This is a genomic window from Gillisia sp. CAL575, assembly GCF_000403785.1.
In the GTDB taxonomy this organism is placed as follows: domain Bacteria; phylum Bacteroidota; class Bacteroidia; order Flavobacteriales; family Flavobacteriaceae; genus Gillisia.
In genome coordinates this window covers 74480-87709 of sequence record NZ_APHJ01000039.1, presented here as the reverse complement: position 1 = coordinate 87709, position 13230 = coordinate 74480, and the positions used below count along the sequence as shown (strand labels likewise).

Annotated in this window: 8 protein-coding genes; 4 read left to right on the top strand and 4 right to left on the bottom strand. The window is 34.2% G+C overall.

Features of this window, described 5'->3' with window-relative positions; genetic code table 11:
• Positions 1–170: 170 nt before the first annotated feature.
• The 3 genes from der to serA form a co-directional block, all read right to left on the bottom strand.
• Positions 171–1478, bottom strand: a complete 1308-nt coding sequence (gene der, locus I130_RS12890) for a ribosome biogenesis GTPase Der (RefSeq protein WP_034923912.1) — start codon at positions 1476–1478, stop codon at positions 171–173.
• Between the two features lie 369 nt (positions 1479–1847).
• On the bottom strand, positions 1848–3425 hold the full coding sequence (locus I130_RS12885) for an NADP-dependent glyceraldehyde-3-phosphate dehydrogenase (protein WP_034923910.1): 1578 nt from the start codon (positions 3423–3425) through the stop codon (positions 1848–1850).
• Between the two features lie 106 nt (positions 3426–3531).
• Complete coding sequence (gene serA / locus I130_RS12880; RefSeq protein WP_034923907.1) at positions 3532–5424, bottom strand: phosphoglycerate dehydrogenase; 1893 nt, start codon at positions 5422–5424, stop codon at positions 3532–3534.
• A gap of 511 nt (positions 5425–5935) precedes the next feature.
• On the opposite strand from serA, the gene sbcD reads away from it, so the two are divergent.
• From sbcD to I130_RS16720, 3 genes are all read left to right on the top strand, one after another.
• Positions 5936–7162 (top strand): exonuclease subunit SbcD, encoded by a 1227-nt coding sequence (sbcD, locus tag I130_RS12875; RefSeq protein ID WP_034923904.1) that lies wholly within the window; start codon positions 5936–5938, stop codon positions 7160–7162.
• 3 nt (positions 7163–7165) lie between these two features.
• On the top strand, positions 7166–10189 hold the full coding sequence (locus I130_RS12870; RefSeq protein WP_034923902.1) for an SbcC/MukB-like Walker B domain-containing protein: 3024 nt from the start codon (positions 7166–7168) through the stop codon (positions 10187–10189).
• A 178-nt stretch (positions 10190–10367) separates the two neighbouring features.
• A complete protein-coding gene (locus I130_RS16720) occupies positions 10368–10535 on the top strand; it encodes a hypothetical protein (RefSeq protein WP_198012056.1) in 168 nt (55 codons plus the stop codon).
• A 41-nt stretch (positions 10536–10576) separates the two neighbouring features.
• Here I130_RS16720 and I130_RS12865 read toward each other — a convergent pair whose 3' ends face one another.
• Positions 10577–11407: an alpha/beta hydrolase gene (locus tag I130_RS12865; protein WP_034923899.1), complete on the bottom strand. Its 831-nt coding sequence runs from the start codon at positions 11405–11407 to the stop codon at positions 10577–10579.
• A 189-nt stretch (positions 11408–11596) separates the two neighbouring features.
• Between I130_RS12865 and I130_RS16825 the strand changes: the two genes are divergently transcribed.
• Positions 11597–13147 carry a hypothetical protein gene (locus I130_RS16825; protein WP_034923896.1) on the top strand — a complete coding sequence of 517 codons (1551 nt, stop codon included), beginning with the start codon at positions 11597–11599 and terminating at the stop codon, positions 13145–13147.
• Positions 13148–13230 lie beyond the last annotated feature (83 nt).

The following is a 13230-nucleotide window of genomic DNA, read 5'->3' as shown; positions in this document are numbered from 1 at the left end:
CCTTTAGAGAATCCTATTGTTTCTCGGGACAGTATAATCAAATTATATTTTTACTTTACATCATGCTGAACTTGTTTCAGCATCAATTTTCATAACAATAAAACATAAAAAATCCCAAGAGAATAAATTCTCTTGGGATTTTTTTAATTGAATTTAGTTTTTAGAAAAAGTTACTTCTTTCTAAAATATACAGATACCGGTACTCCTTTAAAGTCGTACTCTTCTCTTAGTTTATTTTCTAAATAACGTTTATAAGGATCTCTCACATATTGTGGAAGATTACAGAAAAATGCAAACTGAGGTTGTGGAGTAGGCAATTGCATACAGAACTTGATCTTTACATATTTTCCTTTCCATGCCGGTGGAGGATAACTTTCAATGATTGGCAACATGCGCTCGTTAAGCTCGCTAGTTTTAATTTTCTTACTTCTATTTTTAAATACCTCAACAGCAGTTTCTATGGCTTTAAAGATTCTTTGCTTAGTTAATACCGAAATAAAAACAATTGGCACATCTGTAAAAGGCTCCATTTCGCTTCTAATTTTTCGCTCGTAGTCCTTCATGGTATTGGTTTCTTTATCTTCAACCAAATCCCATTTGTTAACCAAGATCACAATCCCTTTTCTGTTACGCTGTGCAAGCCAAAAAATATTTTGAACCTGACCATCAAAACCTCTAGTTGCATCTAAAACAATAAGACATACATCACAGTTTTCTATGGCTCTAACAGATCTCATAACAGAATAAAATTCCAGATCTTCTTTTACTTTAGATTTTCTTCTAATTCCGGCAGTATCTACCAAATTAAATTCGAATCCGTATCTGTTATACTTTGTATCAATAGAATCTCTAGTAGTTCCCGCAACGTCTGTTACTATATATCTCTCCTCCCCGATCAATGCATTTATAAAAGAAGATTTTCCTGCATTTGGTCTTCCTACCACAGCAAAACGCGGCAATTCAGACTCTTCCTCATCTTCCACTTCTGGAAGCATTTCAATTAATGCATCTAATAATTCTCCGGTTCCACTCCCACTTGTACTAGCAATTGGATATAATTCACCTAATCCTAGATTATAGAATTCTACTGCATTTTCCAGCCTTTTAGAATTATCAACTTTATTAACAGCTAATAATACTGGCTTATCTTGCCTTCTAAGCAAATTTGCCACATCCTCATCCATTCCAGTAATTCCAGATTCAACGTCTACCATAAAAATGATAGCATCTGCCTCTTCTATAGCAAGTATTACTTGCTTATCTATCTCAGATTCAAAAACATCATCACTACCTTTCACGTATCCACCAGTATCAATAAGGGAGAATACTTGACCATTCCAGTCGGATTTTCCATAATGACGATCTCGGGTTACCCCACTTACCGAATCTACAATAGCCTCACGGCGTTGAATTAATCGGTTAAAAAAAGTGGATTTACCTACGTTTGGTCTTCCCACAATGGCTACTATATTGCCCATATCGACTTAAATCTTAAATTAGGCTGCAAAATTAAGGCTTTTTAGTTGAATAACACCGATAAACTCCAACATCAAAATAACTATACCTGTTCAGGTTTATATTAATATTACGAAGTATATACATCTCACCTCCAGTAAGATAACTCAGACTCACAACACCCGGAATTTAGACCTCGGGAGCGTGAAGAGTCTCCCATAGTTTTATCTGGAAGCTGAAACAGTTCAACATACCGAATAATCCCAGTGTTTTAGCTAAAAATAGTTACTAGTATAATTGCAGATATACACTATATTAAATTTAATATGTACAAGGATTAAGATTATAAATTGAAATAAAATCTAACTAATTTTAAGAATAAGAATTCTTATTTATAAAATATAATCTGTGCTCACAAAATTTGAGGTTTTGGATTCCAGCAATTTTTTCAATATCTCATTATTATAGGCATTATCCTTGGATGCCACAAAAGTTCGAATGGAAAAAGAGCGTAATGCATCATGCACGCTTAAAGTCCCCACAGCTGAATCCTTCCTCCCGGTAAATGGAAAAACATCCGGACCACGCTGGCAGGAACTGTTTAAATTTACACGGCATACTAGATTGACAAGGGTGTCAATAAGCGGAGCTAATTCGTTAATATCACTGCCAAATAAACTTATCTGTTGTCCGTAATTGGAATTTGAAATTTCATTTAATAATTCCTGAATATCGTTAAATGGTTTTATAGGAATAACAGGTCCAAATTGCTCTTCCTTATACACTCTCATCTCTTCGGTTACCGGGAATAAAACCGCAGGAAAAATAAAATTATCGGTAACCTCACCTCCTTTTTTATTCAAGATGGAAGCACCCTTTTCCTGAGCATCTTTAATAAGTTCTTGTATATATTGTGGTTTATCCGGCTCTGGCAAGGGTGTAAGTTTCACGCCCTCTTCCCATGGATTTCCTAATTTTAAAGCATCTACACGAGCAGCAAAACGCTTATTGAATTCTTCCCGGATATCTTCATGGATATAAATAATCTTTAAGGCAGTACAACGCTGGCCATTAAAGGATAAGGTACCGGAAATACATTCATCTATGGTAAGGTTCAAATCTGCATCCGGCAATATTATAGCAGGGTTTTTCGCTTCCAATCCCAACACCAGTCTCAACCTGTTTTTATATGGATGCTGATCCTGCAATGCGATGGCCGATTTGCTGTTTCCTATTAAAGCCAATACATCTATTCTTCCAGATTTCATGATAGGTGCAGCCACTTCCCTACCTCTTCCATAAATTACATTTACAGCCCCTTTTGGAAAGCTTTCCTTAAATGCCTCTAACAATGGAGAAATTAGTAAAACCCCGAGCTTTGCGGGTTTAAAAATAACAGTGTTCCCCATAATTAAAGCGGGAATTAATAAAGCAAAGGTTTCGTTTAACGGATAATTATAAGGTCCCAGGCAAAGTACGACTCCCAGAGGTCCTCGTCGGATATGTGCATTTACCCCATCGCGTTTAGAAAACTTAGCACTATTTCTATCCAATTGCTTATAGTCCTCAATTGTATCGTTTATATATTCTATGGTTCTATCAAATTCTTTTTCAGAATCAGGTAATGATTTTCCTATTTCCCACATCAACAGTTTTACAACTTCAGAACGTTTAGGCTTCATGAGGGACACAAACTTTTCCATACATTCAATCCTATCAGCTACCTTCATTGTGGGCCAGGTCCCCTGTCCCTTACCATAGGCATTACAAGCCGAATTTAACACCTCCAGTGCAGTAGCCTCGTCCATGTGCGGGACGCTCCCTAGTAAAGTGGGCTTATATTCGTCTGTAGATGAAATTGTGGAGTACACTTCATCCACCTTGCCTTTCCACAATATCAATTCCCCATTAGAGAGATAAGTTTGCTGGTGCAATAATTTTTTTATTTGAAATTCAGCTGGGTGATCCATTTCTAATTGATTTAATTAATATAGTAGTATAACAAGCTTATCATTTAATTTACGGAACTATTTTTGAAACTCTTAATCCAATTCTTTATCCCGATTTATTCTTTAATTAATATAAAATTCTGAATTTTATAGTGTGCTCTATTTGTTTTAATTCCTTAATGACTTCAGTATTATAAGCCTTATCAATATCTGTAATTACATATCCAATTGTCTCGTTGGTTTTAAGATATTGCCCAACAATATTGATATCATGTGTTGCCAAAATCTTGTTGATTTTAGCAATGATTCCAGGTCTATTTAAGTGAATATGAATCAATCTATGGGCATTCTCTAAAATTGGTAATTGTAGATTGGGGAAATTCACAGAGTTGGTTGTTCCTCCTGTGTTAATATAATCTATTATTTTCCCCGGAACAAAATTACCGATATTCACCTGAGCTTCCTCTGTGCTCCCTCCAATGTGCGGAGTTAGAATCACATTTGGTAAATTCCTTAAGGGTGATTCAAAAGTATCATTATTGGTTTTTGGCTCTTCAGGAAAAACATCTATTCCTGCTCCCCTTACTTTCCCAGATTTTATGTATTGCTGAAGTGCGTCTATCTCCACAACATGACCTCTGCTTAAATTCAGCAAGATCACGCCATCCTTCATTTGTTGAAATTGTTTTTCAGAAATTAGGTCTTTATTTTCTTTCCTTCCATCTACATGAAGGCTAATTATATCAGACTTCTTCAGTAATTCTTCCAAACTACCGCATTTAGTCGCGTTACCTAAAGCTAATTTCTCCACCAGATCGTAATAATAAACGTCAAAACCAATGGCTTCAGCAAGAATAGAAAGTTGAGAACCTATATTTCCATATCCAACAATTCCTAATTTCTTTCCGCGAATTTCAAAACTATTACTTGCAGATTTATCCCAGTTTCCTTCATGCATTTTAGAGATCTTATCTGGAAGGTTCCGCATTAAGAGAATAATTTCACCTATTGCCAATTCTACTACAGATCTTGTATTACTATAAGGTGCATTAAAAACTGCGACACCTTTTTCCAGGCATGCTTCAAGATCTATCTGATTGGTTCCAATACAAAAAGCTCCCACTGCAATCAATCGATTTGCGTTGGCTAGCACTTTTTTGGTGAGTTGGGTTTTAGAACGTATTCCTATAACAGATACATCCTTTATCTTTTCAGATAATTCCTCCTCGTCCATCGCCCCGGTATAAAGGGAAACATTATAACCTTCGCTCTTTAACATATTTAAAGCATCTGGATGAATATTTTCCAAAAGCATTACTTTAATTCTGTTTTTTGGATAAGAAATAGCTTTATTCATTTTATGCATATATAAGAATTCATCTAGACTAGGTGTAATATGATCGGCTTTTTGCAAAACACTATCTCGTTCTACATTTTCTGTAAATGCATAGAATTTATTTGCTAAGCCGGCAGCCTTAATTTCATAATCTGTATATCCATCACCAATTACATACACATCTCCTTGAAGGTCCATAGATTTTAACTGCTCTACCTTACCATTATTAGAAGAAAGGACATTATCCTTATTAAAACTTATAATATTACCTGCATCATCAAAAACAAAATCGTTTGCAAAAACATGATCAGCTTTAAGTCCAAGTTCTTTTACTATAGGAATTATAAACTCTTTGAAACCATTAGAAATAATATAAATATCATCTTTGTTTTCTTCAAAAAAAGCTTCGTTCCTAACAAAAGAGGTGGAAATTTTGGTTTTTAAAGTTTCTATTAATGGTTCTAGATGTTCTTTTTTAGCATTCAATAATTCTAATCGCTGAACTAGGGATTCTCTAAAAGATAAGCCACCTTCCATTCCGCGGTCTGTAAGAGATTTTAATTCTTCCAGTTTTTTATCTTTGTTTTTATCGCCACTCAGGGAGATCTCTCCAAGAATATCCAAGGCTTCTACTTGAGTAAAAGTACTATCAAAATCTATTACATAATTTCTCTTAATTTCCATAAATATAAAATTCGAAATGTTTTTTATTACAGTCTAAAACTACCATTTTTCAGAGTAATTTAAGCGCTAAAGCAAATTATTTATGTAGAGATTAACTATTAAAAACAGATATGCAATATGCTTGTGGATTTGATAATTTTTGAGGTTTTTTTTGAATAATATGAATTTAAAATTAATCTAACATTCAAATTATCTACTAATATATTTCAATATGATCAATCCCTTAGCATAATTAATGTTTAGTTCAATAGAAACTAAGAATTTCTTTAAATAAGCTTCTAAATTAGGTTTAGAGTATAGGCCTTATTTTATTAAATTAAAGATATGACTATTATAAAAGACTGTTGTAATCACACCTCGCTGCTGTATGTAGTTATAAAAAATAGGAGTGTAGGTTGTAAACATTTTTTTAAAAAGAATATGTCTTTAATTGGTTCGGTTCAGGAGAAATTGTATTTTCAAAATTCAAATAAAGGATGATTTTCCACATATAAAATAATGCACTTTTAAAATGAAAATACTCCATACTGCCGATTGGCATATCGGTAAAAAGCTCCATAAACATGACTTATATCCAGATTTCTATCTTTTTATAGATTGGTTGTGTACTTGCATTCAAAAGAATAAAATTGAACTGCTATTGATCTCTGGAGATGTTTTTGATCTTGCCAATCCCTCTTCTGATGCCAGAAAGCAATATTATAAAGCCTTATTAAAATTAAGGAATCTAGATTGTAAGATCATTTTAACTGGTGGCAATCATGATTCCCCGGCAATGTTGGATGCCCCGGGTGAAATTCTTCGGGAGCTAGAAATGCACGTGGTGGGTAGTTTAAGGGAGAATATTGAAGAGTGCATAATTCCTATCACAGGAAAGTTAGGTGAAATAGAACTAGTAGTGGCCGCGATTCCGTACTTACGGGATGCAGACTTGCGATCTGCTGCAGATGGAAATACTTACGAAGATAGATTGGAGGCAATAAGAATGGGAATTCAAAACACCTTCCTAAGCGCTGCTGAAATATGTAAAACGCAATTCCCAAATATTCCGGCTTTGGCCATGGGACATTTATATGCTGCGGGAGTAGAAACATCTGAAAGTGAACGTGACATTCAGATCGGAAATCAAGCTGCATTCCAGGCTTCCCAATTTGGTGATTTCTTCAACTATATTGCTTTAGGCCATATCCATAAACCACAAAAAGTTAACGGACAAGTTCCAACTTACTATAGCGGCTCCCCTATTCCACTATCTTTTAGCGAAAGAAAGGATGACAAACGAGTTTTGATTCTGGACACAGAAAAATCTTGGATCCCAGAAAGTTTGCCTGTTCCTGTTTTTAGAAAATTGCTGAAGCTAACAGGAGATCTTAATGATCTTCAAACTAAACTCTCACAGTTAATAAACAATTCTTCTCTGAATAACTTGATAGAATTAGAAATGATTGAAGAGCAATATGATGCTACAAAATTATATGAACTTGATAAGCTGATCCAAAATTTTAATAGCCCAGGATTTGAAATTGTAAAAAGCAGGGTGAACTTTAAAAACAAACTATCTGGTGCCAGCAAATTATATGCAGGTACACCTCAATTAGAGGATTTAAAACCAAGAGAGGTGTTTTTAGAATTATTAGCAAATCACGAATACGAATCAGATATAAGTAGGGAGATTTTAGGTGCTTTCGATGAATTAATGGAAGACTTACAACAGCAAGAAACTCCTAACGAACTTTAGAACATGAAGATCTTAAAAATAGAATTTCAAAACATTAATTCCCTTCGAGGGGAACATCAAATAGACTTTACTTGTTCTCCTTTTACAGAAAGTTCGCTTTTTGCAATAACTGGTCCTACGGGTAGTGGCAAATCTACTTTACTGGATGTTATTTCTTTGGCTCTCTTTAATCAGGTCCCTAGATTAGGTAAAATTTCAAGATCGGAGATTTTAAATAAAGGCGCTATTCTTACTCGAAATCAGAAAGAAGCTTATGCAAAAGTTACCTACGAATGTAAACATGGAATCTTTAGCTCACAATGGAGTATTTCTACCAATAGAAATGAAAAATTAAGGGAATATGAAATGGAAATTTCTTCCTTAGAAGATGCATCTATTTTAGACTTAAAGAAGTCTGATGTACCGGGTAAAAATGAAGATCTAATTGGCCTTAATTACAATCAGTTTATAAAATCTGTGGTCCTAGCGCAGGGAGATTTCGCCCAATTTCTTAGAGCGAAAAAAGATGAAAGAGGGGAATTATTAGAGAAGATAACCGGCACCGGTATCTACAGAAAACTAGGAATTAAAGCTTTTGAAAAGTTTAGAGCTAGTAATGCAGATATTAAAGAGCAGCTTTTAAATATTAAACGAATTGAAGAGGAATTATTAAGTCCGGAAAATCAAGAGAACTTTATAAAGGATTTTCAGGAGAAAAATAGTTTTTGTGAACCCTTAGTTAAAGAAGTCAAACTTAAAGAAGAGCAACTAAAACTAAAGAATGAAATACTATCTCAAACCTCAGCTGTAGATAAAACTCAGCTTCAGCTAAATCAAGCTTCACAAACATTAAAATCTTTTGATACTTTAAAAGGTTTGCAATTATCGCAACATGAAAAACTTATTTCTGTTTCAGAAGATCTAAGAAATTGGAAAACATGGTCTACCGAAACATCTTCTTTAGATAAGGAACTAGAATTGCTTCAGAAGAAAAAAGAAAAAAATATAGAGGATCTTTCTACACAGCTTACGAATATTCAGAATTTTACTAAAAAAACACTTTCCTCTACTGAGGTTGCATCGGGCTTAGAGCAGTTTAGCACGCAAATTGGCGCTATACTAGAGGAACGAACCAAAAAAGGATCGGAATGGAAAAACTTACAACAACTACTTCGAGTAGAATTGAAGGAAGTTGAATTTGTGATTTCAGATAAGCCAGAAGAAGACCTTCAAAAACTTAATAGATTAAAACAAAGTTCAACACAGATAATTGAAGATCTCAAATCTAAACTGAAAGATTTTCAGCTTATAGATTTAATTAAGGAAAGAGCAACTCTTAGAAAGAGCCTAGAAGAAACCCGGGAAGCTAAAAATTTCAAATTAGAATTGCAGCAGTATCTTTCTTCCCACGCAGATAAATTAAAAGAAAAGGCAAAACTACACTCTATTGCCAAAGACTTGCCGAACAAAATAGCGCTATTAAATAATCAATTTTTAGCTGAAACAAAAAATCTTCAGATTCTAGAACTTCAGAAAGATAATTTATTGATGCGGGCTCAATTGGAAGATTATCGCAATAAACTTATTGACAACGATCCTTGTCCGCTTTGTGGAGCGCAGCATCATCCTTATGCAAAACATCTTCCCAAAGATAACGATCAGCTTCAAAAACAGATAGATGAAGCTAAAAGTAGTTTAATGGCCTTTACAAAAGAATTGGCAACCTCAAATTCTGAGTTGAATTTGGCAACTTCAAGATTAAAAGTTTTAGATGCTGAAATCCATGAACTGGAAGAGAAAATAGAGTCTAAAAAAGAGCTATTCACTGCAACTTTTTCAAACTACAAAATAGATGAAAAAGTAGATTGGAATACTAAGATCACATTTTTTGAAGAGCAACTAGAATATCTGGAAGCTTACGAAAAGGAACTTATCAATTTTCAAAAGATAGAAAGCGGATTTCCGATTCTTAAAGCGATGCAGGAAATTCTCAATGAGGGTAATAAGTTAAAACAACAGTTAAGTAAACTATATACAGGAACAAATATCCATGCAGATTGTCGGGAATTAGAGAATAAATGGATCCAATTAAATCAACAAAAAGAGCATTTAACTGAAGTATTCAAGGTGACAGAGGCTAAAAGATTGGATTTTAAAGCCAAACTCGAAGAATTAAAACCTCATCTTTTAAAAGAGCTTTTAGAAAAAGGTTTCTCCTCTATTCCCGAAGCAATTGCAGCTTTATTAAGTGATAGAATTTTTAATGACCTAAGAACAGAGCGGGATTCCTTACGTACCGAAATAGCATCGGCAACTACTACCTTAAAAGTTATCTCTACCCAATTAGAGCAATTAAAAAATAGAGATGTAGCAGCAACTTCAGAGCTGCTTCAGCAAGAATTAAACGAAAAACAGCAACAATTAAGCTTAATTCAAGAGGAATGTAAAGAATTGGATCGTGTCCTAAAGAATCATGAAGATTCATTATTAAAACTACAATCTATAAAACTTAACATTGCCGAAAAAGAGAAAAAAACAAAGCGTTGGACTTTGTTAAATGAATTGATAGGTGATGCAACAGGTAAGAAATTCAACGATTTCGCGCAAGATCTTACTTTATCTCAATTACTACATTTAGCAAATATTAGATTAAAGGACCTGACTGATAGGTATCTAATTGATAAACCAGCAGCCAATGAGGATGACGGATTAGTGTCCATAGATCAGCATATGGGTGGACAACGCCGTTCTGTAAAAACTCTTTCTGGCGGAGAGACCTTTATTTTAAGTCTTTCCCTTGCATTGGCATTGAGTGATCTGGCATCTAAGAATGTAGAGATAAATAGCCTTTTTATAGACGAAGGTTTTGGTACGCTAGATCCAGAAACTTTAGATCAGACTTTAGATACCTTGGAACGATTACAAGCAGAATCTTCTAAGACCATAGGAATAATTAGCCACGTAGATTCTTTAAAAGAAAGAATAGCAACTCAGATAAAACTTACCAGAAACGGACAAGGATATAGCAGCTTGGAAGTTGTTGGGTAAAATTGATTAAGGTTTGAAGTTTCAGGTTTCAGGTTTCAGGCTTCAGGTTTGAGATGTGAGGTTTGAGGTTTCAGGTTTCAGGCTTCAGGTTTGAGGTGTGAGGTTTGAGGTTTGAGGTTTCAGGTTTAGAAAACAAAAAAAGTTATAGGTATATTTATCCTTTTCAATTTATTTACAAATGGCCAAAAAAGGAGCTCAGAAGAATACTCAAAATAAAGCAAAGCATACAAAGCTTTTAAATAGGAAGAAAAACAAACTTCGTAAAGAAAAAGAGACTCATAAAGAGCGTTTAAAAGCTATTGTAAATAAAGCAAAGGAGCAGAAAAATAATGACATCAATATATAATTACCCTAAATAAGTTTGGGATAATTGCTTATTGTTAATTGTTAATTGTCATTCATAAACCTTATCATTTCCTGATACCTGTTATTCCAAGGCCAGATAAATTGGGTCATCATTGGAATATGCTTTTTGTTTAAAAGTATTGGTTTCAGATCTGGTTGAAATGGTTTTATAGCTTCCAAAAACCTCTTGTTTGCAACCGTAATTGAGGGATAGGTTTTCTCACCAACATACATCATGATTTCTGGAGTATTTTCAGACACATAAAAGATTGGAGAAGCCTTTTTCCATACTTCTGGATCATTGCTCCAAGTGCTAAGATAATTGTCTGTAGCTGTTGGAGGATATTGTTTTAGATAGTGGTGCATATCCAGACCAGCAGCATCATTTAAAATTATACCAGAAATCGTCGCGGCATCTATTCCAAATTGAGGATCCATCGAAGCTAAAGCAACCAAATGTCCTCCAGCCGAATGTCCAGTTAAAAACAATTTCTTTGGATCTCCTTTGTATTTCGAAATATTTTGTTGGGTCCATTTAATTGCTTCGGCTATTTGAGTGGTCATTTCTTTATAGTCTGCTTTAGGACTTAAGGTATAGCCTACAACAACAGTGGTGATTCCTTTCTTAGCGAAATTTTTCCCATAGAAATTATACAATTCCTTATTACCACTATTCCAGTTTCCGCCATGAACAAATATAAGGACAGGGTTATTTTCTGAATTGGATTTTTTGGGAGTGATTATATTTAGACTTGGCTGAGAAGTACTCTTTAAAGTAGTTTGTAAATATGGAACATCCTTGATCTTTTGTACATTACAACCAATCAATAAAAAGCTCAATAGAAGAAAAAGGGAGGGAATTGCAATTCGCATTTTATATTACATTTAATAAAAAAATCCTTAGAGAAAACTTATTCATAATTTATCTGACTTCGTCTAGATGGAATTCTTTTGGAGCAAAATAGGCAAATTTACATTTTAAAATGAAATTCTATTTATTTGAATTTTAAACCACTTCCTCTTTTTTCTCGTATATGAAGATATACAACTAAACCTATCAAAATGAAAAAAATCAAACTCTTTAGCTTACTATTTATTTCAACATTATTATTTGTGAATTGTAGTAACGACGATGATGCTATGCAGGAACTAATTGTAGATGGACCTACTGCTACGGCAAATACAAAATCCTACAACCTAGCTTCTGTTTCAAACCCAAACATTTCAGGAACTGTAACAGTTACAGAATTCACTGATAATTCTATTCAATTAGATTTGAATCTACAAAATACTGCAAGTAGCGGTACTTATCCTGCTCATGTGCATTTCAATACAGCTGCTGAGGGCGGAGATATTGCTGTTAGTTTAGATGCAGTAGATGGAAGCACCGGAAAAAGTTCTACTAATTTCACCGCTTTGGATAATGGTACAACTATTTCTTATTCTGAATTTTTAAATTTTGATGGATATGTAAATGTTCATTTGAGTCCAGACGATCTTGGCACTCTGGTTGCACAAGGCGATATAGGGCAAAATGAATTAACAGGAGAGACTAAAGCTTACGAATTAGAAAGCGTTGCTTTTGAAGATATTAGTGGTAATGTTACTTTTTCCAAAAGAAAAAGTGGCGAGGCTTTGGCCATAGTAACTTTAAATAACACGACTGCAGGAGCTATGTATCCTGGACATATCCACATGAATACTGCTGCGGAAGGTGGAGATATTGCAGTTTCTTTAAATCCTGTAAATGGTGATACTGGTATTGGAAAAACCAATATTGCTGCTTTCGATAATGGATCTGCATTTAATTATGATGCTATTTTAAATTACGATGGGTATGTAAATATTCATCTTAGCGCAGATCAATTAGGCACTCTGGTTGCACAAGGCGATGTAGGACAAAATGAATTAACAGGAGATACTAAATCTTACGAATTAGGAAGCGTTGCTTTTGAAGCTATTAGTGGAGATATTACTTTTTCCAAGAGAAAGAATGGCGAAGCTTTGTCCGTTGTAATATTAAATAACACGACTGCAGGAGCTATGTATCCTGGACATATCCATATGAATACCGCTGAAGAAGGTGGAGATATTGTAGTTACTTTAAATCCTGTAAAAGGTGATACTGGTGTTGGAAAAACCAATATCGCAGCATTTGATGATGGAGCTGCATTTACCTATGATGATATTTTAGTTTACGATGGCTATGTAAATATTCATCTTAGTGCAGAAGAATTAGGAACTTTGGTGGCTCAAGGTAATATTGGTTCTAATGAAGGTGAAAATGCTTCTGCGACTTCTTTTAATGTAACTAATAGAGGAGCTTCAGCATATGTTTTTAATGGAGGAAGTTTTTCTAATACAGAAAATCCTGAACTTACTTTAAAACGTGGAGTAACTTATGAATTTGTTGTAAATGCTTCAGGGCATCCCTTCTTCATTAAAACTGTACAAGGAAATACTAATGGGAATACCTACAACAATGGAGTAAGCAATAATGGTGCAGAGCAAGGAACCGTAACTTTTACCGTTCCAGCAGATGCCCCTGACACCTTATTTTATAATTGTCAATTTCATAGTTCTATGACGGCTAAGATCAATATCACAGATTAAGTAGATACACTGTAAAAGAAAAAACCTCGAAGAAATTCAAATTCTTCGAGGTTTTTTCTTTTAAAATTAGGAAATCTTATATT

Excerpts from the sequence above, each read along its gene's own strand:
- I130_RS12870 (WP_034923902.1), top strand. The coding sequence starts at position 7,166 with ATGAAGATCTTAAAAATAGAATTTCAAAACATTAATTCCCTTCGAGGG.
- serA (WP_034923907.1), bottom strand. The coding sequence starts at position 5,424 with ATGGAAATTAAGAGAAATTATGTAATAGATTTTGATAGTACTTTTACT.
- I130_RS16720 (WP_198012056.1), top strand. The coding sequence starts at position 10,368 with ATGGCCAAAAAAGGAGCTCAGAAGAATACTCAAAATAAAGCAAAGCAT.
- I130_RS16825 (WP_034923896.1), top strand. The coding sequence starts at position 11,597 with ATGAAAAAAATCAAACTCTTTAGCTTACTATTTATTTCAACATTATTA.
- I130_RS12865 (WP_034923899.1), bottom strand. The coding sequence starts at position 11,407 with ATGCGAATTGCAATTCCCTCCCTTTTTCTTCTATTGAGCTTTTTATTG.
- sbcD (WP_034923904.1), top strand. The coding sequence starts at position 5,936 with ATGAAAATACTCCATACTGCCGATTGGCATATCGGTAAAAAGCTCCAT.
- I130_RS12885 (WP_034923910.1), bottom strand. The coding sequence starts at position 3,425 with ATGGATCACCCAGCTGAATTTCAAATAAAAAAATTATTGCACCAGCAA.
- der (WP_034923912.1), bottom strand. The coding sequence starts at position 1,478 with ATGGGCAATATAGTAGCCATTGTGGGAAGACCAAACGTAGGTAAATCC.